The organism is Pedococcus badiiscoriae (assembly GCF_013408925.1).
In the GTDB taxonomy this organism is placed as follows: domain Bacteria; phylum Actinomycetota; class Actinomycetes; order Actinomycetales; family Dermatophilaceae; genus Pedococcus; species Pedococcus badiiscoriae.
This window is the reverse complement of sequence record NZ_JACCAB010000001.1, coordinates 1376318-1400828: the sequence shown is the minus strand read 5'-3', so window position 1 is coordinate 1400828 and position 24511 is coordinate 1376318. Positions and strand designations below refer to the sequence as shown.

The following is a 24511-nucleotide window of genomic DNA, read 5'->3' as shown; positions in this document are numbered from 1 at the left end:
GTCGTGGGCCTGCCATGGAGAACATCTAACCCTCGCACCGGGCGGCGGACCTGCGGGTACGGTGACCCTGAACACCACCACGCCTCAAGGAACGCCCATGCCCGAACTGGCCTCCGTCCCGGAGCTGCCCCCGGAGATCGTCTCAGACATCACGCCGGACCTCACGCCTGCCGTCACCCCTGAAATCGTCCCTGAAATCGTCCCCGACATCACCCCCGACATGTCGCGGATCACCGACCAGGACGCCCGGGAGGCCGAGGCGCTCCACGACGCCGCCAGCAACCGCAGCCTGGCCGCGGCCCAGCAGCTGATGGCAGAGCTGGCCGGCTCCCTCGAGGGGCTCGACGACCTCGCGCCCTACCTCGACCGGCTGGTGGCTGCGGTCAACGCCAACATCGACGGCTGCGACGCCGTGGGCGTCACGGTGGTCATGGAGGACCGGCCGCGCACCGCGGCATACACCACGGCGGGGACGCTCGAGATCGACGCCGTGCAGTACGCGGTCGGTGACGGGCCCTGTCTGGACGCCTTCCGCAACGGCCGGGAGAACCTCGTCGACTTCGCGGGTGGCGAGGAACGCTGGCCTGCCTTCATGGCGGGGTGTGACGTCGGCGAGGTGCAGTCGCTGCTCGCACTGCCCCTGGAGTCGGGCGGTCGGCGGTTCGGCGCGCTCAACCTCTACGGCTACGCGCGGCACGCGTTCGACCACAGCGACCTGGTGCTGGTGCGGATGGCTGCCGCTCGCGCGGCCGACGCGCTCGCAGCAGCGGTGCAGATCGCCGGTGCCCGTGAGGTGGCCGCCCAGATGGAGCAGGCCATGGCCAGCCGTGCGGTCATCGAGCAGGCCAAGGGCGTGCTCATGGGCCGCCACTCGATCAGCGAGATCGTGGCGTTCGAGCTGCTCCGTCGCCAGTCCCAGGAGCAGAACCTCAAGCTGCGGGTGCTGGCCGCCCAGATCGTCGCGGAAGCTCGATCCTCGCGTTCCGAGGCGCTGTGAGCTAGTCTCGACACCACCTGAAGCAACCGGGTTTGGCCACACGGCCATCCCGGTTGCTTTTTTGGGTACCGGGGCCGCCATCCACGGGCAGTGGTGCCCAGGAGGTTTGCGAGATGAGCGGTACCCCCCGTTCCTGCCGTGGCGCGGGCAGCGACTGCCCCGGGCGGTTCACCGGTCTGGGCCAGCATTGCGACCACGGCCACAGTCGCGCCCCAGGCCATGGCCGTGCCCCCGGTCGCGCCCCCGGCTTCGCCCGAGCTCCTGGTCTCGGCCGTGCCTCAGGCCACGGCGTCCCGGCCCGGTTCGTCCTCGGGTCGGCCGGACGCGTGCCGCCGTGGAGCGCCGACTCCTCGACGCTGCTCGTCTACGTCATGGACATCTACGACCCCGCGTCGTGGGCCTACCTGCCCTCGGTGAGCGCGGTGCTCAGTGCCGCTTGCTCGCTCGTCGACGTCGAGATCGTGCAGTCCGGCCGGTATGCCGGCAACGCACCCGCTGCCTGCCTCATCGCCCTGCTGGCGGCGGGCGAGCTGCCCGTGTCGACGGTCCTGGGGGCCGTGCAGCACGCCTACTTCGTGGGCGGACGACCGCTCGACGCACCGGGTGTGCTCGAGTCGATCTGCGCAGGTCTGGGTCTCGACGGTCCAGCCATCGAGCTGTTCGCGGCCAGCGGACGCGCCCGTGAGCTGGCCACCGAGGACTTCGAGCTGGCCAAGGACTTCGACCTGGACGGCGGTCCCCTGCTGATCGCCAGCCGCGGCGAGCAGATCTTCGAGTTCGATGGTCCCGGCGCGAGCCGTGATCGACTGGTCGACCAGTTCAGGACAGTGCTCACGAGGCCATAGGGTCTGTCCATGGCCCGACCACATGCCGCCTCCATCGTCGAGGATGCCTGGCACCGCCGGGTCGACGCGACACTGCGCCGCCGTGGCTGGCAGACGCGGATCGTGGCCCACACCGGCTATGGCTCCCAGGAGTTCGCCCGCGTGCTCGGTCGGGTGCTGCTGACCCGCCGGCCCGAGCATGCGGAACGCGCCGACGCGGGTGCCTCCACCGCGGAGCTCCGGTCCGCCGAGGAGGAGCGCCGCGGCTGGCGCGCCTTCGTCACCGCCCCCGCGATGAACGTGCCGGTGACGATCACCGTCGGTGCCAAGACCGTGCACACGCGCAGCGACCGCAGCGGCTACATCGACACCAAGGTGAAGGACCACGGACTGGCGCCCGGCTGGCACGAGGTGAGGGTGACGGCGCTCGACGCCGAGGATGTGGTGGCGGCCGTGATGATCGTCGGCGACGACCAGACGTTCGGGCTGATCAGCGACATCGACGACACGGTCATCTCGACCTCGCTGCCCCGCCCCATGATCGCGGCGTGGAACACCTTCGTGAAGAACGAGAACGCCCGCCACGTCGTGCCCGGGATGGCGACGATGTACCGCGAGCTGCTCGAACTTCACCCCGGCGCCCCGATGATGTACGTCTCCACCGGGGCCTGGAACACCGCTCCGACCCTGACCAGGTTCCTGCGGCGCCACGGCTACCCGCCGGGACCCCTCCTGCTCACCGACTGGGGGCCCACCAACACCGGGTGGTTCCGGTCCGGACAGGAGCACAAGCAGGCCTGTCTGCACCGCCTGGCCAACGAGTTCCCGCACATCCGCTGGGTGCTCGTCGGGGACGACGGACAGCACGACCCCAAGATCTACGGCGACTTCGCCGAACAGCGACCCGGCACGGTCGCCGCCATCGCCATCCGCGAGCTGACACCGAGCGAGCAGGTGCTGTCGCACGGCATACCCGTGTCGTTGGAGGAGTTCGCCCGGGGTCGCCACGAGCAGGCGGTGCCCGTATGCCGCGCCGGCGACGGGTACGGGCTGCTGCGCCAGCTGCAGCTCGTCCTCGGCATGGGTGGGTGACCCGGGTCCGGGCTCGGGGGCTGTCTGGCGAGGGCTGGCTAGCGAGCGGTGACGTCGAGGTGCGGCGAGTCCGCGCAGGGCGTCTTGCGGTCAGCCAGGCCGAAGGCGGTCAGGGCGGCGCCACCGACCAGCAGGGCCGCGCAGATCAGCATCGCGAGCCGGTATGCGGGTGCGAGGGCGCCGGGCGAGGCGTAGTCGGCGCCCCCCAGCCCGACCAGCGGGGGCAGCGCCGCGATGGCGAGCAGGCCCGCCGTCCGGGCCACCGCGTTGTTGACGCCACTCGCGGTGCCCGCGAGCTCGTCCGGCGCCGCGGCGAGCACGGTGCCGGTCAGGGGCGCGACCGTCATGGCGAGGCCGACCCCGACGAGGGTGATCCCGGGGAACACGTCGATGAGGTACGACGCGTCCCTGCGCGCCATGGCCAGCAACACGAATCCCCCTGCTGCGACGAGGGTTCCGGCGATCATGAACGGGCGAGGGCTGGACTTCGCCGCCAGTCTCCCGAACCGGCCGGCGAAGGCCAGCATGACGACGCTGAGGGGCAGCGTCGCGGCTCCCGCGGAGAGCGCGGACCAGCCCGCCACGGTCTGCAGGAACAGCACGAGGAACAACAACGCGGCAGCCAGGCCCGCATAGACCAGGAGGGTGACCAGGTTGATGGTGCTGAACACCCGGTTGGCGAACAAGGACGGCGGCACCATCGGGTCGTGGCTGTGCATCTCGGCCCAGACGAACGCGCCCAGGGCGAGCACCCCGAGGCAGCCGACGGCCAGGCCGGGTGCGCTGACGCCATCGGACAGTGACGTCAGTCCGTAGGTGAGGCCGGCCAGCCCGACGACCGCCAGGGTCACCCCTGCCACGTCGATGTGCTTGCTGGCCAGCGGGTTTCGTGACTCGGGCACGAACTTGAGGGCCAGCACGACGACCACGACCGCCAGCGGCACGTTGAGCCAGAAGGCCCAGGTCCAGTTGCGCTCGACGAGCCAGCCGCCGACGACCGGCCCGGACGCCGTGGCGACGCCGAGCAGGCCCGTCCACGCACCGATCGCGGCCATCCGGTCCTCCCGGTGGAAGGACGCCTGCAGGATCGCGAGGCTGCCCGGGACCAGCAGGGCGGCGCACAGGCCCTGGATCGCGCGGGCCGCGATGAGCACCTCGACCGTCGGGGACAGGGCGCAGAGCGCCGAGGCGCAGCCGAACCCGCCCACGCCCACGGCATACATCGCTCGTCGCCCGAACCGGTCCCCCAGCGAGCCGCCGAGCAGGATGAAGGCGGCCAGCGTCAGCGCGTAGGCGTTCACCACCCACTGCAGCCCCGCGAGGTCGGCATGGAGCTCACGGCCGATCGTGGGCAGCGCCACGTTGACGATGGTGCCGTCGAGCAGTGCCATGCCGCTGCCCAGGACCGTGGTGGCCAGCGCCAGCCGCCCCATGTGCGACTTGAGGCGCAGCAGCTCGTGGGGGGCGGCCGTCGTCGTCATGGCTCCATGGTCGCACCGGGGCGCAAGGGGTCCGGCCGCGTCGGGCATTCTCGGGGATCCGCTGCCGATCTCTGACAAACTTGGCGCGATGCCGGAGCTGCCCGAGGTCCAGGCGCTCGTCGACTTCCTCGCCGAGCGGATCGTCGGGCTGGCCGTGACCGGGGTCGAGCTCGGGTCTTTCTCCGTGCTGAAGACGTTCGACCCGCCGCCTCAGGCCCTGACCGGAGCGCCCGTCGACGCGGTGTCGCGACATGGCAAGTTCGTCGACATCGACTGCGACGGCATCCACCTCGTCTTCCACCTCGCCCGCGCGGGCTGGTTGCGCTGGTCCGACGCGATGCCCACCACGATGCTGCGCCCGGGCAAGTCGCCGATCGCCCTGCGCGCCAGGTTCTCCGACGCGTCCGGCTTCGACCTCACCGAGGCCGGCACCAAGAAGCGCCTCGCTGCCTACCTCGTCCGTGACCCGCGCGACGTCCCGGGGATCGCGTCCCTGGGACCCGACCCGATGGCCGACGAGTTCACCCGCGAGGCGTTCGGGACGCTGCTGTCGGGGCGACGCGCACAGATCAAGGGGCTGCTGCGCGACCAGGGCTTCATCGCCGGGATCGGCAACGCCTACTCCGACGAGATCCTGCACGTGGCCAAGATGTCGCCGTTCGCGATGGCCGCGAGCCTCGACGACGAGGCCGTGGACCGCTTGTACGCCGCGCTGCGGGAAACGCTCGCGGCGGCCGTCGCCACGGCCTCGGGCAAGCCGGCCAAGGAGCTCAAGGACGCCAAGCGCGCCGGAATGAGGGTGCACGGCCGCACCGGCGAGACCTGCCCGGTCTGCGGCGACATCGTGCGCGAGGTGTCGTTCGCCGACTCGTCGCTGCAGTACTGCGCAACCTGCCAGACCGGGGGCAAGCCGCTGGCCGACCGACGGATGTCCCGCCTCCTGAAGTAGCGAGCGCTGACGCGACCCGCGCGGGCTTTCGCCTTCGTGACCTGCTCGACGAAGGCGCTCGAGCTCGGACAAACCCTCCCCGTCACATCTGTGCGTGCCGCGCGTCTTACAGGTAGGCCCCACAGCGTGCTGCCCTGTCCACGCGTCCCCGCTTGGGGGTTCACCTTCGGGAGGCGTTTTCCGCGGGCCGCAATGGGGGAATGAGAATGATTCGACGAACAGGGGTACGACGAGCGTTGGCCACGTCGGTGGCCATGGGGGCGACCGTCGCGCTGGTGAGCGCCCTGACGGCATCACCAGCACATGCATACGCAAGCCTCGGGTGTCGATGGTCCTCGTCGACAGTGAACCTGCGAGCGCCCTCGCCGTACCTGTCATACCCGGCGTGGTCGGGTGCCGCAGCCAGCTGGAACAACGCTGCGGTGCAGGCAAAGTACGTGGTCAATGGTTCGACGACGAACCTGACTGGGTTGAACGAGAACAGAGGGAACACCGTCGCCTGGACCGGCGTCACACGTGCAGCGGGAACGGTTCAATCCGCCCCGCCGTGCACGAGCGGCCGCTGGACCTCAGGAGGTATGGAAGTGGTGCTCAACTGGTCGCTGGTTTCTGGCTACACCGCAGCCAAGCGTCAGGGCGTCGCCGCGCACGAGCTCGGCCACGCCTTTGGGCTGGCCCACAACGCCTCGAGCAGGGCAATCCTGATGTACCCCGACGACTCCCGCACCGTGACCACTCCGAGCTCCGACGACAAGGCAGGCATCAATGCGATCTACTGAGCCCCTCGTCGGCACCGCGGTCCTGGCCTCGCTGGCCCTCCTGGCAGGCTGCGCAAGCGGCAACAATCCCGCCGCGAGCGATCAGCCCCACATCCCCCGGATCGTCTCGGAGGGAAGTCGCGCCCAGGAATACACCTCGATCACCCAGTTGGCCGACAAGGCCAGCGCCATCATCCTGGGCAAGCCAGTTGGCGAGCAGTTCGTTCGTCCGATGCCCTCCAGGAGAGCGGCGCCAGGAGTGGCCGGAACCCCCTACGTGCGCATCCAGGTCATCAAGGTCCTCTCGGGGAAGGTATCCGGCAAGACCATCGACGTCGTGAGCCCCGGGACGGATGAGGTCACCGGGAAAGCGGCAACCGCCCAGGGAGGCCCCTACGTCATGTTCCTCGCGCCGGCGATGTACCAGAAGAACTCCCCCGCGGGTGGCTACGCCATCGTCGGCGGCCCAGCTGGGCTCTACGCCACCCTCGACAGCTCCTCGACCAGCTTCACCAAAGTCGATCGCGAAAGCCCTTCCCTACCGAAGCAGCTGAGCACCACGCGAGACATTCCGATCATCACGAAGAGTGAAGGGCAACTGCTCGCCGAGGGCCCGTAGGCCCAGAGCTTGGCCGCAAACTGCGGTGCGGCCCCGCGGACCGAGGCCCGCCTCCTGAAGAACCGCTGCCCACCGGATTTCCGCGTGCTCGGGTGAGGGGTGTTTCATGGTGGGCATGACCATCCCCCAGGTGCCCGTCACGGACGTCCACGACCATGCGGTCCTCCTCGACGTGCGGGAGCAGGACGAATGGGACGCCGGGCACGCGCCGGGTGCCGTCCACATCCCGCTGGGCGAGCTGCCGAGCCGCCTCGATGAGCTGCCCGACACCGACGCGGGCACGCTCGCGGTGACCTGCCGCGGAGGCGGACGTTCCTCGCGGGCGGTCGCGTGGCTGTCCCAGCAGGGGTTCGACGTGGCCAACCTCGACGGCGGCATGAAGGCGTGGCAGGGCGCGGGCAAGCAGCTCGTCGCCGACTCGGGCTCGGCCACGGTCAAGTAGGCCGCGGCCATGGCGTGGTTCGGTCGGGGCCGCGGCGACTCGGACACCGAGGCGCCCGAGCCAAAGGAGCGCACCCTCCCGGACGCCGGCGACACGCTCGACCCGGGTGCCTCACTGCGTCCGATCGTCGAACCGCTCGGAGATGCTGAGCGCGACCGGATCGCCGCCGCCCTCGCCTCCTTGACCGCCGACGGGGTCGACGTCGACGACCTCGACTCCCTCAGTGCCGGCCTGGACCGGGAGTATGCCGCGTGGTCGGCCGCGCCCGAGGACGGCCGCCCCGACCACGCCGCCATCGTCGAGCGGTACGCCGTGGGCATCGGCGAGCACCTCGACCGCCACACCGACCTCGACTGGCAGGTTGTCACCGATGTCTTCGGCACTGACCTGGCGCTGACCGAGGGCTTCAAGGGGTCGTTCGTCGTCGTCCCGCACAACCTCGTGGCGGGCCGCTGGATGCGGGGCGAGACGGGCTGGATCCCCGCCGTCGTCGGTCACATCGTCCGCCGCCGCACCCGCCACTGAGCGGTCAGCCGACTGGCTCTGCCTGCCTGGTCGACCGCTGCCAGATCGCCCTGCCGGCCACCGCGCCGAGGATGCCCAGGCACGCCGAGACCAGCGGCACGAGGATGAGCAGGACCATCGACGCGCCGAGGTTGTCGCTCACGGCGTAGGTCGCGAGGTCCCGGGCGCCACTGCTCCGGAAGTCGCGGAGCTGGCCGGGGTCGTACGGCTGGCCGCCGGTCGCGACCGTCTCCCCGACCCACACGACGAAGAGCACGATCCCGGCCGCGAGGCTGGTGAGCACCGCACCGGCTGGCGCCGTGGCCCGCGAGGGCGCGCGGCGACCGCTGAGGAAGCCGGCGACCAGCGGGGTGAGGGCGATCCCGGCAGCACCGAGCAGCCCGGCGTGGACCGCGGTGGGGAGCACAGTGGCGGTCTCCACCAGCACCCAGCAGCCGACGATGACGGCGGTGCAGAGCAGGGCGACTCGTGCGGCGGCACCGTCGGGCGCGGCGTTGGTCGCCAGCCTGGCGACGACCAGGTAGACCACGAGGACTCCCAGGAACGCCAGCACCGCCAGCCCCGTCCCGACCCCGGTGAGGAGTCCGGGATACCGGAGGAACGCGATCGCGACCAGGGCTCCAGCACCACCGACCCCCAGTGCGAGGAGCCTGAGCAGGTGCCGACCCGGGTCGCGGACGGCGGCCGGTGTCATCAGCACCGCGACCAGGCAGCCCAGTGTGAACCGCCACCGGGCGCGGCGCCCCCGGACGTTCGCCAGCTCTCCCCACATCGCATCGCCCCACTCGCGCCTGCCCGGTGCGACCAGGCGTCGCAGGATGCCGAGCACCCGCGCGGCACCGTCGGGGCGCATCACGCACCTCCGGCGGCGCGGGCGGTCGGTCGAGGCCGGACAGCGCTTGCCGACCTCGCGGCACTGAGCGCGACGGTGGCCAACCGGGCTGCCTCCTGCTGTCCGGGGGTCGTGAGTCGGTAGAGGTGCCGCGGCGGGCGACCCTCGGTCGGGGTGTCCCAGGAGGACTCCAGGAGCCCGCGGTCGGCCAGCCGGGCGAGGATGGGGTAGAGCGAGCCCGAGGACACGCCGACCTCCGTCATCAGGTCGTAGCCGTGACGCCACTGGGAGGGCTCGGCGGCAAAGGCGCCCAGCAGGCGACAGGCCTGCGGTGACAAGGGCCGGTTTCTCCGCATCGCTTAAATCTACCTATGTCGAGCCAGCCCGACCATGACTCGAACGAACTATCCGGCCTATCCCGGCCGCGACACGATCGCGCCGTATGCGGAAATCTCAGGTAAACGCTAGAAACAGCCATACGCTGCGATCGTGGATCCGATACGCAACCCCTACGCCCCCGGCGCCGGCCAGCGGCCTCCCGAGCTCGCCGGTCGCGACGAGCAGCTGCAGGCCTTCGACGTCGTGCTCGAGCGCATCGCCCGCGGCCGACCCGAGCGGTCCATCGTGCTCACGGGCTTGCGCGGGGTCGGCAAGACGGTGCTCCTCAACGCCCTGCGGTCCGCCGGCGTCCGCGCGAGCTGGGGCACCGGCAAGCTCGAGGCCCGCCCCGACCAGGGCCTGCGCCGACCGTTGTCCGCGGCGCTGCACGTGGCGGTCCGCGAGCTCGGACACCCCGCGGGCGACCAGGTGGACCACGTCCTCGGGGTCATCAAGGCTTTCGCCCAGCGCGATGCCGCCCCTGGCGCGAAGCTCCGCGAGAAGTGGAACCCCGGCATCGACGCGCCCGCCACGACCGGCCGCGCGGACTCCGGCGACATCGAGATCGACCTCGTCGAGCTCCTGACGGATGTGGGCGGCCTGGCGGCAGACGTGGGCCGGGGCGTCGCCATCTTCATCGACGAGATGCAGGACCTGTCGGCCGATGACGTCTCCGCGATCTGCGCCGCGTGTCACGAGATCTCGCAGTCGGGCCTGCCGGTCATCGTCGTGGGGGCGGGGCTGCCGCACCTCCCGGCTGTCCTCTCCGCGTCGAAGTCATACTCCGAGCGACTCTTCCGCTACCAACGCATCGACCGGCTCGACCGCGCCGCGGCCGACCGGGCACTCGTTGCCCCGGCAGCCGACGAGGAGGCGGAGTTCACCCCGGAGGCTCTGGACGCGATGTATGCCGCGACCGCCGGCTACCCGTACTTCGTCCAGGCCTACGGCAAGGTCGCGTGGGACGTCGCCCCGCGCTCGCCGATCACGGCCGAGGACATCACCGTCGCCGCGCCGGAGGCCGAGGCCGAGCTGGCCGTAGGCTTCTTCGGGTCCCGGTTCGAACGGGCCACGCCGGCCGAACGCGAGTACCTGCGAGCCATGGCGGACGCGGCGATGTCGCTGGCCGAGGCCGGCGAGGAGGTCGACGAGACCGAGTCGGTGCCGACGTCGGCGGTCGCTGCTGTGCTCGACCGAAAGCCCCAGTCCCTTTCCCCCGCGCGGGATGCCCTGCTCAAGAAGGGCCTGATCTACTCCGGGGAGCGTGGCCGGATCGCGTTCACGGTGCCCCACTTCGGGCGCTATCTACGCTCCGCCCCCTGAGCACCAGCCGCGTTCCCCGCGCGCAAGCCCGCAGGGAGCTAGGTTCGAGCCCTGAGCCACCCACCCTGAGGAGCCCCTGTGTTCGTTCAGCTCGTCGCCGCAGCGCCGCAGGGGGTCGTCGACGACCTCTTCCACCTGGACATCCCCCCGGCCGAGAAGATCATCCGGACCATCGCGGTCTACCTCGGCATCCTGCTGATCATCAGGATCGCGGGCAAACGCCTGATGGCACAGATGAACTCGCAGGACCTCGTCGTCGTGCTCCTGCTGTCCAACGTCGTCCAGAACGCCATCATCGGCAACGACAACTCCCTGGTGGGCGGTCTGCTGGGTGCGGCTGTCCTCGTCCTCGTCAACGCGGGCCTCGACCGCTGGTCACTGCACAGCCCCCGGGTCGCCGAGCTGCTCGACGGACGGCCCACCGAGGTGGTCAAGGACGGCGTGCTCGACCACCGTGCCCTGGCCCACGTGGGCATGAGCCCAGAGGAGCTCAACAACGCGATCCAGAAACAGGGTGCGGACTCCCTGAGCGAGGTGCAGCGGGTGGCTCTCGAACCGGGTGGTTCGATCACGGTGGAGCTGCGCCCCGAGTCGCGCGCCGCCACGATCGGTGACCTGCGCCGTGCCGTCGACGCCCTCATGGCGCGGCTCGAGGAGCACGGCCAGGCCGGGGCCGGCTCCTGACGGTCCCAGCCTGACCTCAGGGCAACCCGACGTCACCGGTGGCTGGCCTCCAGCTCGAGGAGGTAGCGCTTGGCCGCCAGGCCACCGGCATACCCGGTCAGCGCACCGCTCGAGGCCACGACGCGGTGGCACGGGAGCACCACGCACAGCGGGTTGGCACCAAGTGCGGCGCCGACCGCGCGAGCGGCCTTGGGCCGGGCCATGCTGGCGGCCAGCTCGCCATAGGTGGCCCGGTCGCCGTAGTGGACCGTCGCCGCGAGGCGGGGCAGTACGGTCCGCTGGAAGTCGGACGCGAGGGCCAGGTCGGTGCGCAGCGTGAACTCCCGCGTCCGTCCCGCGAGGAAGTCGTCGAGCTGGGTGCGCGCGTCGTCCAGCTCGCGGGGCTGGCGCAGCACTCGAGGTGAGACCCGCTCGCTGAGCCGGGCGAGGACGTGGTCCTCGTCCTCGCTCGTGGCCACGAACGCCGAGGCGACCAGGGCGCCAGAGTCGTTGCGGGCCAACAGCATCCGGCCGATGGCGGTGTCCTCGACGACGTAGGAGACATCGCTCGGCGCAAGCACCGGCGGGTGCAGGGCGCCCTCGGTCGGCCGAAAGGCCGAGAGGCGGGCAGTGGGTTCGGTCATGGCACGTCCTTACGCAGGGTCGCGAGCGCGTCGCTCACGAGGCGCCGGCTCATGGCGGGCGAGGTGCCCAGCACGCCGGCGATGGTGGGGTGGTCGAGGTCGGCGACGTACTTGAGGACGACGGCCTCACGCTGCCGCGGTGGCAGCGCCGCCACGACGGCCCACAGGGGTCCGTCGGGCAGGTCGGCGTCCGCAGGCGCGGCCTGGGGGTGCGTCGAGAGGGAGGCGGGGTCGTCGTGGGGCACGGCGCGGCGAGCCCGTCCCCGGTGCACGTCCATGGCACACCGGTGCGTGATGGTCAGCAGCCAGCCGCGCAGGTTCTGTGCCGAGCGCAGCGAGGGGTACGCCGCAAGGGCCTGGGTCCACGCCTGCTGGGCGACATCGTCACCGTCGACGGGACCGGCGAGGGCATGGGCCAGGCGTGCGACGTCGCGCCAGTGCGCGTCGACGAGGGTCTGGAAGGCGGGCAGCTTCACACCCATGGAACGCCGCACCTCCCCGTCGTGTGAGTCCTGTTTCGCGCCATGCCGGGCCCGCTGGCGTATGCCGGGTGGCCCGCAGCCATCGTGCCGCATCGGCGCGCCGTCCTCGGGTGGCGCTGGGGGCCTGTGCGGTTGAGTGGCGCGGCGCCCTGGGTGGCGCTGGGTGGGAGCGGACGTCGTGTGGAAGCATGGTCGGGTGCTCGACGACGTCGTCCCCGCGCCCTCCCACGGCGCAGTGGGCCACATCCCGCTGGTGATCGCCCATCGTGGCTCCAGCATCGCTGAACCGGAGCACACCCTTCGGGCCTACGTGCGGGCCATCGAGGAGGGTGCGGATGCCCTGGAGTGCGATGTGCGGCTCACCGCTGACTCCCACCTCGTCTGCGTCCACGACCGCCGCGTCAACCGCACCTCCAACGGACGCGGCATCGTCTCGACCCTCGAGCTCGCGGAGCTCGAGGGCCTCGACTGGGGTTCGTGGAAGAAGGACCACCCCGGCGACGTCGAGGTCCCCGACCGCGACCGCAACCGGTTGCTCACTCTCCGCACGCTGCTGGCGACCGTCCTGGAGTCCGAGCGCCCGATCGGGCTGGCCATCGAGACCAAGCACCCGACCCGGTACGCCGGCCTGGTGGAGCGCCAGCTGGCCCGGGTGCTCGCCGAGTTCGACCTCGACGGCCCGCGACGTCCCGGCCAGCACTGGGTGCGCGTGATGTCGTTCTCCCAGCTCGCGGTCCAGCGGATGCGCCAGCTCTGCCCCGACGTCCCGGCGGTCTACCTCATCGAGGACTCGGTGCCGTTCCGGTTCCGCGACGGGTCCCTGCCCAAGGGTGTCCACACGGTCGGGATCGACATCGAGATCCTGCGCCGCTACCCCCAGACGGTGGCTCGACAGCACCGCCACGGGCACGAGGTCTATGCCTGGACGGTCGACGAGACGGCCGATATCGCCCTCTGTCTGGAGCTGGGGGTCGACGCGATCATCAGCAACCGTCCGCGCGCGGTCCTCGACGCTGTGCAGGTCAGTGGGTAGTCTCCGAGCGAACTCGCAACGATCGGACATGGGCAAGGGCATGGCAGCAGCACCGATGGGGGAACGCCCCCACCGCTCAGAGCCGTCGTCGGCGGGACGGAGCCGCGACGCGTCCCGGACCGTCCGCGTCCCGTGGCGGGCCACCTCGGTGGCCCAGATCCGCAAGGCCCTCGTGGACGACCTCGAGGCGCGCGACGTCTCCGCCGCGGTCGTCGACGAGGCCGAGATCGTGGTGTCCGAGCTGGTCTCCAACGCCATCCGGCACGCCCGTCCCCTGGCCGACGGCAACCTGCGGGTGCACTGGAAGGTCAAGGGTGGCGTCGTCGAGGTCGAGGTCACCGACGGCGGCAGCGAAAGCACCCCCCGTCCGGCCCCCCGCACCATCTGGGCGCCCTCGGGCCGCGGGCTGCGCATCGTGCGCAGCCTCGCCCACGAGTGGGGGGTGACCGAGGACCGCAACGGGTCGACGGTGTGGGCCTCGCTCGGCGGCCCCTCGCGGCGTCGCAGCCACTGAGCCGCACGGGGACCGTCACCACTAGGGTTTGCGCCATGGGCAAGGCATCACGGCGTCGCAAGGGCGCAGACCACGGCTCCGTCTCCCCGCGCGTCGACCCGGCGCCGTTCGTCGCGCGGCCGTTCCAGGGTCTGCCCGGCGAGACCGACTGGGTCGCCCTGCGCGAGATCCTCCCGGCAGCCACGGCGACCGTCACGTTCGCCAAGGGTCAGGCCCCGCAGGGAGCACCCAGCGAGGTGACCATCGCGACGGTCCTGCCGCTCGCGTGGCCGGGGCTGCACCGAGCCGATGGTGCGGTCTTCGTCGGCACCCAGTCGGGATCCATCTCCGGCGACGCGTCCCGCGACCTGGCAACCTCGCTGCTGGCGGCCGCCAGCGCCGAGCAGGGAATGCCCATCACCAGCACCCCCGCCGCGACGGCGGACACCCCCCGGCTCCAGGACCTGCTCGACACCTCTGCGCCGTTCGAGGTGACGGTCCACGAGGGCTTCGACTTCTGGGTCGGTGACAGCGAGCTCGACGACGAGGCCAAGGCCTCGCTCGACCGCGCCAACGAGTCCGTCATCCCGACCGTCAAGATGAGCGCAGCGGCATCGGCCTACTGGTGCCGGATCGGCGAGCGGACCCACATCCGCCTCGTGCTCCCCGAGGACGAGGACGTCGCCACCGACGCGCTCGCCCGCCTGCACGCGGCGGGCGAGAGCGGGCTCGGTGAGCCGACCCGCCTGCTGGGCGCCTTCCGCGCCGGGGGCCTGCTCGTGCCCGTCTGGGACCTGGAGTCCGACAAGGCAGCGGACGACTACGAGGCGCCGCTGGCCGAGTTCATGACCAGGTATGCCGCGGCCGCGGCGGACGACTCGCCCCTCACCGCGCAGGAGCGTCGGGCCCGGTCCGGGCTGCTCAGCCGCCAGGTGACGCTGCGCTGACGTGGCTCGCTGACATGACCCGCTGACATGACCTCGCTGACATGACGGAGCCCCTGCCCCCGACCGTGGCCGCGGTGATCCCCGCCAAGGACGAGGCGGACCGGATCGCCGCGACGGTCGGTGCCGTGCGCGGCATACCGGGGGTGGACCTGGTGGTGGTCGTCGACGACGGCAGCACGGACGGCACGGCCGAGATCGCACGGGCGGCCGGCGCCGAGGTGGTGCGCCACGCCCGCAACCGGGGCAAGGCGGCGGCGATGACCACGGGTGCCGGGTACGTCGCACGGCACGAGGGGGTCGAGGGACGTGTGGGGAGCTCGCCGGGCCGACGACCGCTGCTCTTCGTCGACGCCGATCTGGAGGACAGCGCCGCCAACGTCGCAGTGCTGGTGCCGGCCGTCCTCGAGGGTCGCGCGGACATGACGATCGCGACGCTCCCGCCGCAGAAGACGGCGGGGGGCGGCCACGGCTTCGTGGTGCGGCTCGCCCGCAGGGGGATCGAGGACCTCACCGGTTTCATCCCCCAGCAGCCGCTGTCCGGGATGCGGTGCGTCTCGCGCCAGGCGTTCGAGGCCGCCAGCCCGCTCGCGCGCGGCTGGGGCGTGGAGGTCGGCCTGACCATCGACGTCCTGCTGGCCGGCCTGCGCGTCGAGGAGGTGCCGTGCGAGCTGCACCACCGGGTCAGCGGGGCGGACTGGCGCGGCCAGGTGCACCGGGCCAGGCAGTACCGCGACGTGGCTCTCGCCCTGGCGCGCCGCCGGGTGCGGCGCGGGCTGCGCTGACGGCGCGATGATGACCACCACGCCACGATGACGCCACGATGACGCCACGATGACGCCACGATGATGACCCCATGATGATGACGGCGGGTGGGGCCTCGACGTCCCGGTGGGGCCGGGTCGCGACACCCGCGCTGACCCTGTCGTTCGCGCTGCTGCTGCTGGTCGGGCTGGCTGGACCCAGCGCCGCGAAACCCCCGCTGGGCCCGCGCGGCTTGGCCCCGGGAGACCTCCCGTGGTCACCTGGCCCGGCCCTCGTGACCGGTCTGCTGTGGGCGGCCTACGCGATCGGCGCCCTGGGGGTGGGCGCGCGGCTGCGCGGCGAGCCCTCCGTCGTGTCGGGGGCCGGAATGCTCGGCGCGGTGGCCGCCCGGGCGCGGCGCAGGCTGGTGCCCGGCGCCAACTCACCCTTCGCAGGAGGAGGCGGCGCTGAGTCCCCTTTTGCCTGGAGACGTGGCGGGGCGACGGCGGGCGGGTGGGGGCGGCCGCTCGGACTGGGTCTGTTGGCCCTGCTGACTGCTCCCTTCGGGTCCGCCGACCACACCAACTACGCGGCCTACGGACGGATCGCCGCTCTCGGGGGCGACCCCTACCTCACCCCGCCGAACGCGTGGTCGGCCCTCGACCCGGTGACCTCGGCGGTCGAACCGCCGTGGACCGGCACGGTGAGCATCTACGGTCCGGTGGCCACCCTGCTGCAGGGGCTCACCTCGCACGTGGCAGGGGCCAACCTGCGCGAGACCGTCTGGTGCTGGCAGGTCCTGGTCGTGCTGGCCTGGCTGGCAGTGCGGTTCCTGCTGCTGCGCGCGGGCGCGACCCCGCGACGCGTCGACACGCTGTGGACGCTCAACCCGGTCGTCTTCGGGATCGGGGTGCTCGGTGCGCACGTCGACCTCGTCGCCGCGGCGCTGGCCATGGCGGCGCTGGTGCTGGCGGTGCGTCGGCCTGTGGCGGCCGGGGCGTTCGCCGGCCTCGCCGTGTCCTGCAAGATCACCTACGGAGTGGTGGCGCTCGCGGTGCTGCTCGGCTGGTGGGTCCACGAGCGGGCGGGGTTCGTCACCCGGGCCATTGCGTTCGCGTCGGCTGCCCTCGTCCTCGTCATCCCCCTGCACCTGTGGGCCGGCCCGCACGTCTTCGACCAGCTGAACCGCGCCCGCCGGTCGATCTCCCTCGCGACGCCGTGGCGCCTGCTCTACGAAGCCCTGAGCGGCCCGCTCGCGTCCGGCACGGCGCGCACCGTGGTCACGGTGCTGGCCGTCGTGGCGGTCGTGGGCTTCGTCGTCGTCTTCGCCCGGCTGACCCGACACCTCGCGCCGGCCACGTCGACCGGGGTGGCGGTGAGGTGGGCGCTGGTGCTGAGCACGGCCTACACGGTCGCGGCGCCCTACTCGCTGCCCTGGTACGACCTGCTCACGTGGGCGACCCTGCCCGTGTTGGCGGCCAGCGTCCTGGACGGGATCCTGCTGGTGCGCCTGGTCGCGATGGCGTTCGCCTACGTGCCCGGACGCGTCGTGGGCATGACGCCGACCGTCGAGCGCGCCACGCTCTGGGTGCGTCGCACCCCCGTGCCGTATGCCGTGCTGCTGGTCTGGGCCTGGCTCACCCTCGCCGCGAGGCGCGTGTGGTCGCCGACTCCCGAGCCTCGTCCTCCAGCGCCCTGACGCTGACGGCGATGATCAGCGGGATCGCGATGATCGCGCCGTTGGCCGGGATCGCCACCCCGGAGTCGTTGATCGCGAAGCCGATGGTCAGCGTGATGAGCAGGGCGATCAGACCGGGGCGCAGCGTCGGGCACGCTTCGTACGAGCGTTGCAGGGACCGCGACCCCCACGACGTCGGCCGGGCCAGGATGACGATGACGAACACCAGCGCGATGGGGACCAGCAGCGCCAGGGGGTAGTTGCCGAAGAGGACGTCGAGGTTCTGCTGGAGCTTGCGCACGATGATGTCGCCCGCCCCGCCGGTGAAGATCGACCGGAAGAAGCGCCCCAGGTGGGACTGGTTCTCGGGTCCTCGCAGGGAGTCGAGGAAGCCGACCAGCAGGAACAGGGCGACCGTCCCGGCCGCCACGAGGGCGCCACGGCGCCACGTCATCTTGATCCCCAGGATCGCGAGCACGAGGTAGACCAGGCCGGGCAGCAGGGCCGGTGGGCCGCCACCGTCAGCGCCCCACCCGGGGTAGCCGTCGACGACGACGGCCACCAGCCCGATGGCCAGGGCCGCAGCGGCCCCTGCGCGGGGGTTGCCCTGGCGGACGTAGTGGTTGGACACCGCGATGCACAGGAGCAGGGCGGCCGTGGCGAACAGCGCGAACGTCACGTTGCCCATGCCGTAGAAGCGGCCGCCGACGACGGGTTGCAGTCCCATCAGCGAGGAGATCTGCAGGTGTGAGCCGAGCATCACGTCGCCGCCCAGGACCACCATGGTGGCGAGCGCGACCACGACCATGGGTCCGGTGAGGCGGCGGGCCCACGGTCCGAGCAGCGCGATCGCGGAGATGACGGCGACGAACAGCCCCACGCTGAGGACGGCCGCCAGCATCGGGATGGGGAAGCGCCACCACGGGATCAGGTTGGCCAGGAACGTGGAGGCCGGGATGGCCGCGGCGACCACGGCCACCCGACGGGTGATGCTCAGCAGCCGCAGCCGCTGCTCGATCGAACCGAAGTCACGACGCCAGACGATGGCCGCCAAGAGGTAGATCGCGATCTGCGCCAGCACGACGGCGTTGAAGAACGGCGGCACGAGCGGGTGGACCTCGTGGCTGGCCTGGTCGAAGTCCAGGAGGTGCATGAGCCGGTCCTGGGCCGCCGCCTCCGAGTTGGCTCCCGCCGTCCCCCTGCGCAGGGGGAACCCGCCGAGGGTGCTGGGGATCGGCACGCCGGCAGCGTTCAGGGCGGTGACGGTCAGGTCTGGTGACTGGACCAGCCCGTCCTGACGGGTGGAGGGCGAGTAGAGGGTGCCGGACCCGAACCGCGGTCCCTTGGCTGCCACCAGTCGCAGGCGTTCGCTCGCTCCCGCGTCGGACAGGCTCGCGACGACGAGGTCGGAGCCACTCGGTGCGGCGGCCAGGACCGCGCCGATCCGCCGGTCGATGGCAATGGCCTGCGCCTGGCGGGTGCCGGGCTGGGTGGGCACCTCACCGGTGGGCAGGTCCCTGGGGTCGCGCAGCGAGCCCACGTCGACGAGGGTGACCCGGCACCGCGAGAGCAGTCCGGTGAGCTGCTGGGGGTCGAACGCGGCATACCTGGGCACGGCCCCGGACAGGTAGGCGGCGCCCACCCCGGCCCCCGGCCCCACGGCCTGCACGCACTGCCGGTTGGAGGCGAGCTGTTCGCCGAGGGTGCCGAGGGTGGAGTCGAACTTGAGATCCCTGGCGGCCTTGACGTACGTGTTCCAGCCGGGCACGACGCCGCTGCTCACCTCGGGGATGGGCGGACAGGGGTCGGTGTTCGCGCGGCTGCCGTCCTGGGCCTTGCCGGGCGCGGCCGCGCGGTTGCCGGCGGACAGGCTGAGCCACCCGTCCACGGGGCAGGTGTTGGGGAAGACCGACCGCACCGACAGGGCCGCCGTCGACCCGTCGCGCAGGAACGACCAGAGCGCCGGGGTGTCCTTCGGGCTCACGTCGCTCCAGGTGAGGCCACCCGTGCCGATGAGGATGATCGGGTTGCTCCCCCCGGTGCTCGCGCCGATGGTCCCGCCGGTGGTGCCGGTCGTCTCGCCGGCGGCAACGGCCGTCGCGCCGGGCAGCAGCACGGAGAGCAGGGTCACGAGGAGGGACGAGAACAGGCCGGCGAGGCAGAGTCGGGCGCGGCGGGTCACCCGTACAGGCTACGGGTCACGCCGCACGACAGAATGGGGGCGTGACCACCGCGACCCCGACCGCAGCCACGACCCGAGGTCGCGGCCACCGGTTCCAGACGCTGGGTCGCTGGCTGGCCTCGTGGGTGGCGGGCTGGTCGCCGACGAGGCGCTGGGCCCTGGCCGTCGTGGTCATCCTCGCCGGCGCGTCCATCCCGGTGCTGCGCTACCTCGTCTTCTGGCCGCTGGACCAGTGGCAGGTGGACGTCGAGGTCTACCGCGAGGCGGGCGTCTCGATCCTCACCGGGCGACCGATCTACTCGGCGATGACCGAGTCCCCCCAGCTGCTGCCCTTCACGTATCCGCCGTTCGCGGCGGTGATCGCGATTCCGTTGGCCTTGCTGCCCTTCGGTGCCATCGGCTGGCTGTGGACGGGGGCCCAGATCGCGGCCACAGCCGCGATCGTCTGGTATGCCGGGTGGCGCCTCATCCACCGCACCGGCCCCTTGGCACCCGTCACGATGGCCCTGCTGACCGTGCCGATGCTGTGGCTGCACCCGGTGTCGGACGGGATCCGCTTCGGGCAGGTGAACGCCTTCATGGTGCTGGCCTGCCTCATGGACCTGCGCACACCGCGGCCCGGGCTGCTGCGCCGCGTCCCGCCGGGGGTGCTGGTCGGCCTGGCGATGTCGATCAAGCTGACGCCGGGTGTCTTCGTCGTCCACTACCTCGTGAACCGGCGGTGGAAGGAGGCGATCACCGCCGTGGCTACCGCCGCGGTGGTGACCATCGGGTCGTGGGTGCTGCTGCCCGAGGCCTCGTTCGCGTTCTGGGGAGGCGCTCTCCAGGACCCCGCTCGCCTCGGCCCCAACGCCGGCACGTCCAACCAGAGCATCCGAGGGTTCCTGCTGCGGCTGGGGCCGAGCGGCCTGCCGGGCGACGTGCTGTGGCTGGTCCTCGTGGCCGTGGTGGGGTTCATCGGTTTCCAGCTCGCGCGGCGCGCCTACCTCACGGGCGACTCGATCAGCGAGGTCGCGGCCGTCGGGCTGATGGCCGTGCTGCTGTCCCCGGTGGCCTGGATCCACCACCTGCACTGGATGGTCGTCGTCATCTTCGCGGTGCTGGGCGCGGACCCGCTGCGCGACCGGCGCCGCCTGGTGGCCGCCGGGGTGGTGACCGGCTTCTTCCTGTGCCGGCTGCCGTGGTGGGGCATCACCTGGCTGGACCACCCCGACCGGCCGCGCTGGTTCGGCCGGGTCCTGCAGAATGCCGACACCTTCGGGTCACTGCTCGCGCTCGCCCTGCTGTGGTGGGCCCTGCACCGCACGCCCGGCACCCGGCATACCGAGGAGACAGCTGCGGTCGACGTCGTCGCCTGACGCGCGTCCATGCCCCACGGCTTGCGTCCTTGGCGCGCGGCTCGCGTCGAAGGCTTCGTCCGTGGCGCACGGCGCGCGGGTGCCGGTAGCCTCCGAGCATTGGACCGCCGCCCGGGCGCAGCGCCGGACCGGTGACCGGGGACGGAGTGACGCGTGGCCAAGCCGACCATCCTGGCCGTCGACGACGACCCCGTCGTGTCAGATCCGGATGACGCCGAAGATCTGGAGCACCGTCAGGGCCGCCAGCAGGAGGCAGACGCCACCGCCGACCCGCCTGATCGTGGCCAGCTTCACCTTGGCGAGCAGGGCCCGCCCGAGGACGGCGGCCAGGCCGGACACCGCCGCGAGGGCGAGGAACGCCCCGATGAAGACCGACACGGGTTGCTTGAACTGCAACACCATCGAGGCGGTCAGCAGCTGCGACAGGTCGCCCCACTCGGCAAGGAAGAGCACCCCGAAGGACACCCCGATCGCCTTGAGGCCGACCGCGGTCGCGGCGCCCTTGTGGGCGAACTCCTCCTCGGTCTCGGCTTCCTCCTCGTCGGCCTTGTCCGCTCCCCGGAGCAGGATGACGCCGCCGGCCAGGAACATCGCTGCGGCGAAGATCTCCACCGGTCGCTTGGGCAGCTGCGCCAGCAGCCCGCCGACGGTGACCGCGACCGCCGTCTGGACGAGGAACGCCAGGGACACCCCGATCCAGACGTACAGCGGCCGGAACCGGGTCGCGAGCACGAGCGTCGCGATGAAGGTCTTGTCAGGCAGCTCGACCAGGAAGATCGAGCCGAACACGATGGCCACGGTGGCGAGGTCGAAATCCATATCGCGTCGACTGTATCCGCGACCCCCCAATACGCTGACGGGGTGTCCGATCCCCAGACCCTCGCCACCGCAGCCCTCGCGGCCGCCGTCGTGGCAGTGGTCCTCGCCCTGGTGGCCGTGGTGGTCGCCGTGGTGCGCGTGGGCAGGGTCCGGGCGCAGCTGCGCGCGCTCGAGGGCCAGCGTCCCGTGGGTAGCGGTGACCTCGCGGCCCTGCGGGCCGACCTCGCGCAGGCGCTACGGCACGTGGCGGTGGTCCGCTACGACGCCTTTGGCGACATGGGGGGCCGGCTCTCGTTCAGCGCCGCCATCATCGACGACCGGGGGGACGGGCTGGTGTTCTCCTCGATCCACGCTCGCGGCGAGTCGCGCACGTACGCCAAGGGCATCGTCGGCGGTGGCTCGGACGCGACCCTGACCCCTGAGGAGCAGCAGGCCCTCGCGGCCGCCCGCACCGGATCCCAAGGAGCATGACCATCGTGACCACCCCTGCGACCACCCCATCGCCCGCCCCTGCATCCCCCCGGGTGACCAGGCACGGCTACTTCGGGCCGGCTGGCACCTTCACGCAGATGGCGCTGAATGCCTGGGGGCCGGCGGCCGGCCAGGAACACGTCGCCCTCCCCTCGGTCGAGGCCGCCCTGGGCGCGCTGCGCGCCGGTGACATCGACGCGGCCATGGTGCCGATCGAGAACTCCGTCGAGGGGGGCGTCAGCGCCACCCTCGACGCGTTGGCCAGCGGTGACCCGCTCGTGGTGGTGGGCGAGGTCCTCGTCCCCATCACGTTCGTGCTCGCCGCCCCCGCGGGTATGACGCTCGACCAGGTCCGCGCCGTCGGCACCCACAGCCACGCGTGGGCCCAGGTCCGCGGCTGGATGGGTGCCACCCTGCCCGACGCGGTCTACGTCCCGACGTTGTCGACAGCGGCCGCCGCGGCCGGCCTGGTGGGCGGCGACGCTGAGCAGGCGGCATACCAGGCGGCGGTCTGTGCGCCGATCGCCGCGGCCAACCACGACCTCCAGGTGCTGGCGCAGGACATCGGTGACAACGCCTCAGCCGTGACCCGGTTCGTGTCGGTCGCCCGACCGGGTCAGCTCCCCGAGCGCACCGGTGCCGACAAGACCACGCTCGTGCTGTTCCAGCGCGACGACCACGCCGGTGGGCTGCTCGAGCTGTTGGAGCAGTTCGCGGTGCGCGGCATCAACATGTCGCGGCTGGAGTCCCGGCCGACCAAGTCGTCGATGGGCGACTACTGCTTCTCCATCGACATCGAGGGCCATGTGCTCGACGAGCGGGTCGGGGAGGCGCTGCTCGGCCTCAAGCGGGTCTGCGCCGACGTGCGGTTCCTCGGCAGCTACCCGGCCGCGCACGGCACTGCCGTCCGGGTGACGCCCCACACGAGCGACGCCGCGTTCGGGGAGGCCCGCGCCTGGCTGCGGTCCCTGCGCGGCGCCTGACCCCGCTGCGCCTGACAGCGGTTACTTCTTCTCGCGCCAGACGCGCTCGAAGGGCAGCCGCCAGGCATGGGGGGCGATCAGCTGGTGGATCGCGTTGGGACCCCAGCTGCCGACCGGATAGGGCTTGGCCTCGGGCGGGTCGTCCAGCAGGGGCTGCGACCGCTCCCACAGCGACTCGATGCCCTCGGCCGTCGTGAAGAGCGTGTGGTCGCCGCGCATGGCGTCGAGGATGAGCCGCTCGTAGGCCTCGAGGACGTCGCCGGCTCGTTCCGTCTCGCGGGTCGAGAACTGCATCGACAGCTTCTCCAGCCGCATGCCGGGCCCCGGGCGCTTGCCGTAGAACGACAGCGACACCTTGGACTCGTCGGCCAGGTCGAAGGTCAGGTGGTCCGGACCGGCCGAACCCACCCCCGAGTTGGACGGGAACATCGACCGCGGCGCCTCCTTGAAGGCGATCGAGATGATGCGCGCGCCCTCGGCCATCTTCTTGCCGGTGCGCAGGTAGAACGGCACACCGGCCCACCGCCAGTTGTCGATCCCGGCCTTGAGCGCGATGAACGTCTCGGTGTCGGAGTCGGAGGCGACGCCGTTGAGCCCGGTGTACCCCGCGAACTGGCCTCGCACGACGTTCGAGGGGTCGATGGGCAGCAGTGACCGGAAGACCTTGTTCTTCTCCTCCGAGATGGCTCGCGGCTCCAGGGCGGTCGGCGGTTCCATGGCGACGAACGCCAGCACCTGGAACAGATGGGTGACGACCATGTCCTTGTAGGCGCCGGTGGCTTCGTAGAAGTTGGCTCGCTCGTCCAGCCCCAGGGTCTCGGGGATGTCGATCTGGATGTGGTCGATGAAGTTGCGGTTCCAGATCGGCTCGAACAGCCCGTTCGCGAACCGGAAGGCGAGGATGTTCTGTGCCGCCTCCTTTCCGAGGAAGTGGTCGATCCGGAAGATCTGGCTCTCGTCGAACGTCTCGTGCACGGTGTTGTTGAGGGCGATCGCGCTCGCGAGGTCGGTGCCGAAGGGCTTCTCCATCACCACGCGTGAGCGGGCCACGAGGTCGGCGTCCCGCAGCATCTGGATCACCGCGACGGCAGCCTTGGGTGGCACCGACAGGTAGTGCAGCCGTTGCGCCTCCGGCCCCAGGGCCTCCTCGGCCTTCCTGACCGCCGCGGCCAGGGGTTCGGGGCCGGCGGACTGCGGGACGTAGACGAGGAAGTCGTCGAAGCTGTCCCACTGCTCGTCCGTGAGCGGGTGGGTACCGAACTCCTCGACAGCCTTGCGCGCGAACTCGCGGAACTGCTCGTCGCTCATCTCCTCGAGTGAGGTGCCCACGACCCGGATCGCCGGTGCGAGCTCGGACGTCGCCAGGTGTGCCATGCCCGGCAGCAGCTTGCGGCGTGCCAGGTCTCCCGTGGCTCCGAACAGCACGATGACGTGGGGATCGGCCTTCTCCACGGCCCCTCGCGAGCTGCGTGCTTCAGCAGCGGGATACGAGATCGTCTGGGCGCGGGGCGCGGTCTGCTCGGGCACCTTCCGATACTTCCACCGCAGCCGGGCCGGCGCACGTGGTTGTCCAATGGCGCGCCCCACCCACGAAGTCGCCCCGGGCTCAGAAATGACCATCAAGCAATAGCAACATAGTCACGTCTGTTAAGGTTTGCATGGACATGCATCCAGATGCTTGGGACGCGTCCACATCAGCTCCTCACCCCGACCTGCGGGGCGAGGAAGCACCCGGGGGGGAACATGCGCGGTTGGTCAGAGGTCCGGGGGACGACGGGGACGACGGGAACGACGGGG

Annotated in this window: 26 protein-coding genes; 18 read left to right on the top strand and 8 right to left on the bottom strand. The window is 71.5% G+C overall.

The features are described from left to right. The first annotated feature begins 97 nt into the window (after nucleotides 1-97). The 3 genes from BJ986_RS06725 (at nucleotide 98) to BJ986_RS06715 (ending at nucleotide 2913) form a co-directional block, all read left to right on the top strand. Complete coding sequence (locus tag BJ986_RS06725) at nucleotides 98-997, top strand: GAF and ANTAR domain-containing protein (protein WP_179421280.1); 900 nt, start codon at nucleotides 98-100, stop codon at nucleotides 995-997. Nucleotides 998-1110: 113 nt separating this feature from the next. Beyond that, complete coding sequence (locus tag BJ986_RS06720; protein ID WP_179421279.1) at nucleotides 1111-1842, top strand: hypothetical protein; 732 nt, start codon at nucleotides 1111-1113, stop codon at nucleotides 1840-1842. Nucleotides 1843-1851: 9 nt separating this feature from the next. Continuing rightward, nucleotides 1852-2913 (top strand): App1 family protein, encoded by a 1062-nt coding sequence (locus tag BJ986_RS06715; protein WP_179421278.1) that lies wholly within the window; start codon nucleotides 1852-1854, stop codon nucleotides 2911-2913. A gap of 38 nt (nucleotides 2914-2951) precedes the next feature. Here BJ986_RS06715 and BJ986_RS06710 read toward each other — a convergent pair whose 3' ends face one another. Further along, nucleotides 2952-4394 (bottom strand): MFS transporter, encoded by a 1443-nt coding sequence (locus tag BJ986_RS06710; protein ID WP_179421277.1) that lies wholly within the window; start codon nucleotides 4392-4394, stop codon nucleotides 2952-2954. Nucleotides 4395-4482: 88 nt separating this feature from the next. Here BJ986_RS06710 and BJ986_RS06705 point away from each other — a divergent pair, with 88 nt between their 5' ends. From BJ986_RS06705 to BJ986_RS06685, 5 genes are all read left to right on the top strand, one after another. Then, nucleotides 4483-5343, top strand: coding sequence for an Fpg/Nei family DNA glycosylase (locus tag BJ986_RS06705; protein WP_179421276.1), 861 nt, complete (start codon nucleotides 4483-4485; stop codon nucleotides 5341-5343). 578 nt (nucleotides 5344-5921) lie between these two features. Beyond that, entirely contained in the window at nucleotides 5922-6122 is a 201-nt protein-coding gene (locus BJ986_RS06700) for a matrixin family metalloprotease (RefSeq protein WP_179421275.1), read from the top strand. Beyond that, on the top strand, nucleotides 6109-6720 hold the full coding sequence (locus BJ986_RS06695; protein ID WP_179421274.1) for a hypothetical protein: 612 nt from the start codon (nucleotides 6109-6111) through the stop codon (nucleotides 6718-6720). Before BJ986_RS06700 ends, BJ986_RS06695 begins: the two co-directional genes overlap by 14 nt. A gap of 106 nt (nucleotides 6721-6826) precedes the next feature. Next, nucleotides 6827-7162, top strand: a complete 336-nt coding sequence (locus BJ986_RS06690) for a rhodanese-like domain-containing protein (protein ID WP_179421273.1) — start codon at nucleotides 6827-6829, stop codon at nucleotides 7160-7162. A gap of 9 nt (nucleotides 7163-7171) precedes the next feature. Beyond that, entirely contained in the window at nucleotides 7172-7687 is a 516-nt protein-coding gene (locus BJ986_RS06685) for a DUF3806 domain-containing protein (protein WP_179421272.1), read from the top strand. A gap of 4 nt (nucleotides 7688-7691) precedes the next feature. On the opposite strand, the gene BJ986_RS06680 is transcribed toward BJ986_RS06685, so the two are convergent. Continuing rightward, nucleotides 7692-8540, bottom strand: a complete 849-nt coding sequence (locus BJ986_RS06680) for a hypothetical protein (RefSeq protein WP_179421271.1) — start codon at nucleotides 8538-8540, stop codon at nucleotides 7692-7694. Continuing rightward, the gene (locus tag BJ986_RS06675; RefSeq protein WP_179421270.1) at nucleotides 8540-8875 is read right to left on the bottom strand and encodes a PadR family transcriptional regulator; all 336 of its coding nucleotides are present in this window, start codon (nucleotides 8873-8875) and stop codon (nucleotides 8540-8542) included. Before BJ986_RS06675 ends, BJ986_RS06680 begins: the two co-directional genes overlap by 1 nt. 133 nt (nucleotides 8876-9008) lie before the next feature. On the opposite strand from BJ986_RS06675, the gene BJ986_RS06670 reads away from it, so the two are divergent. Both BJ986_RS06670 and BJ986_RS06665 read left to right on the top strand, forming a co-directional pair. Continuing rightward, nucleotides 9009-10220, top strand: coding sequence for an AAA family ATPase (locus tag BJ986_RS06670; protein WP_179421269.1), 1212 nt, complete (start codon nucleotides 9009-9011; stop codon nucleotides 10218-10220). A 78-nt stretch (nucleotides 10221-10298) separates the two neighbouring features. Beyond that, complete coding sequence (locus BJ986_RS06665) at nucleotides 10299-10904, top strand: DUF421 domain-containing protein (RefSeq protein ID WP_337794941.1); 606 nt, start codon at nucleotides 10299-10301, stop codon at nucleotides 10902-10904. A 32-nt stretch (nucleotides 10905-10936) separates the two neighbouring features. Here BJ986_RS06665 and BJ986_RS06660 read toward each other — a convergent pair whose 3' ends face one another. Beyond that, on the bottom strand, nucleotides 10937-11527 hold the full coding sequence (locus BJ986_RS06660; protein WP_179421268.1) for a methylated-DNA--[protein]-cysteine S-methyltransferase: 591 nt from the start codon (nucleotides 11525-11527) through the stop codon (nucleotides 10937-10939). After that, the gene (locus BJ986_RS06655; protein ID WP_179421267.1) at nucleotides 11524-12009 is read right to left on the bottom strand and encodes an RNA polymerase sigma factor; all 486 of its coding nucleotides are present in this window, start codon (nucleotides 12007-12009) and stop codon (nucleotides 11524-11526) included. Before BJ986_RS06655 ends, BJ986_RS06660 begins: the two co-directional genes overlap by 4 nt. A gap of 196 nt (nucleotides 12010-12205) precedes the next feature. Between BJ986_RS06655 and BJ986_RS06650 the strand changes: the two genes are divergently transcribed. The 5 genes from BJ986_RS06650 (at nucleotide 12206) to BJ986_RS06630 (ending at nucleotide 16922) form a co-directional block, all read left to right on the top strand. Further along, nucleotides 12206-13042: a glycerophosphodiester phosphodiesterase gene (locus BJ986_RS06650; protein WP_337794940.1), complete on the top strand. Its 837-nt coding sequence runs from the start codon at nucleotides 12206-12208 to the stop codon at nucleotides 13040-13042. A 55-nt stretch (nucleotides 13043-13097) separates the two neighbouring features. After that, on the top strand, nucleotides 13098-13556 hold the full coding sequence (locus BJ986_RS06645) for an ATP-binding protein (protein ID WP_179423583.1): 459 nt from the start codon (nucleotides 13098-13100) through the stop codon (nucleotides 13554-13556). A gap of 35 nt (nucleotides 13557-13591) precedes the next feature. Then, complete coding sequence (locus BJ986_RS06640) at nucleotides 13592-14482, top strand: DUF5926 family protein (RefSeq protein WP_179421266.1); 891 nt, start codon at nucleotides 13592-13594, stop codon at nucleotides 14480-14482. A gap of 41 nt (nucleotides 14483-14523) precedes the next feature. Next, nucleotides 14524-15264, top strand: a complete 741-nt coding sequence (locus BJ986_RS06635) for a glycosyltransferase (protein ID WP_179421265.1) — start codon at nucleotides 14524-14526, stop codon at nucleotides 15262-15264. Nucleotides 15265-15335: 71 nt separating this feature from the next. Beyond that, nucleotides 15336-16922 carry an MptA/MptB family glycosyltransferase gene (locus tag BJ986_RS06630; RefSeq protein ID WP_179421264.1) on the top strand — a complete coding sequence of 529 codons (1587 nt, stop codon included), beginning with the start codon at nucleotides 15336-15338 and terminating at the stop codon, nucleotides 16920-16922. Here BJ986_RS06630 and BJ986_RS06625 read toward each other — a convergent pair. Further along, a complete protein-coding gene (locus BJ986_RS06625; protein ID WP_337794937.1) occupies nucleotides 16861-19083 on the bottom strand; it encodes a hypothetical protein in 2223 nt (740 codons plus the stop codon). The genes BJ986_RS06630 and BJ986_RS06625 overlap by 62 nt on opposite strands. A 41-nt stretch (nucleotides 19084-19124) precedes the next feature. Here BJ986_RS06625 and BJ986_RS06620 point away from each other — a divergent pair, with 41 nt between their 5' ends. Beyond that, entirely contained in the window at nucleotides 19125-20441 is a 1317-nt protein-coding gene (locus BJ986_RS06620; RefSeq protein ID WP_337794936.1) for a glycosyltransferase 87 family protein, read from the top strand. A 198-nt stretch (nucleotides 20442-20639) separates the two neighbouring features. Here BJ986_RS06620 and BJ986_RS06615 read toward each other — a convergent pair whose 3' ends face one another. Continuing rightward, entirely contained in the window at nucleotides 20640-21260 is a 621-nt protein-coding gene (locus BJ986_RS06615; RefSeq protein ID WP_179421263.1) for a TMEM165/GDT1 family protein, read from the bottom strand. 42 nt (nucleotides 21261-21302) lie between these two features. On the opposite strand from BJ986_RS06615, the gene BJ986_RS06610 reads away from it, so the two are divergent. Together BJ986_RS06610 and pheA are read left to right on the top strand one after the other, a co-directional pair. Further along, nucleotides 21303-21731, top strand: coding sequence for a DUF4446 family protein (locus BJ986_RS06610; RefSeq protein ID WP_337794934.1), 429 nt, complete (start codon nucleotides 21303-21305; stop codon nucleotides 21729-21731). After that, the gene (pheA, locus tag BJ986_RS06605) at nucleotides 21728-22714 is read left to right on the top strand and encodes a prephenate dehydratase (protein ID WP_179421262.1); all 987 of its coding nucleotides are present in this window, start codon (nucleotides 21728-21730) and stop codon (nucleotides 22712-22714) included. Before BJ986_RS06610 ends, pheA begins: the two co-directional genes overlap by 4 nt. 21 nt (nucleotides 22715-22735) lie before the next feature. Here the strand turns inward: pheA and zwf are convergent, their stop codons facing one another. Further along, nucleotides 22736-24166, bottom strand: a complete 1431-nt coding sequence (gene zwf / locus BJ986_RS06600; RefSeq protein ID WP_337795449.1) for a glucose-6-phosphate dehydrogenase — start codon at nucleotides 24164-24166, stop codon at nucleotides 22736-22738. Between the last annotated feature and the right edge of the window lie 345 nt (nucleotides 24167-24511).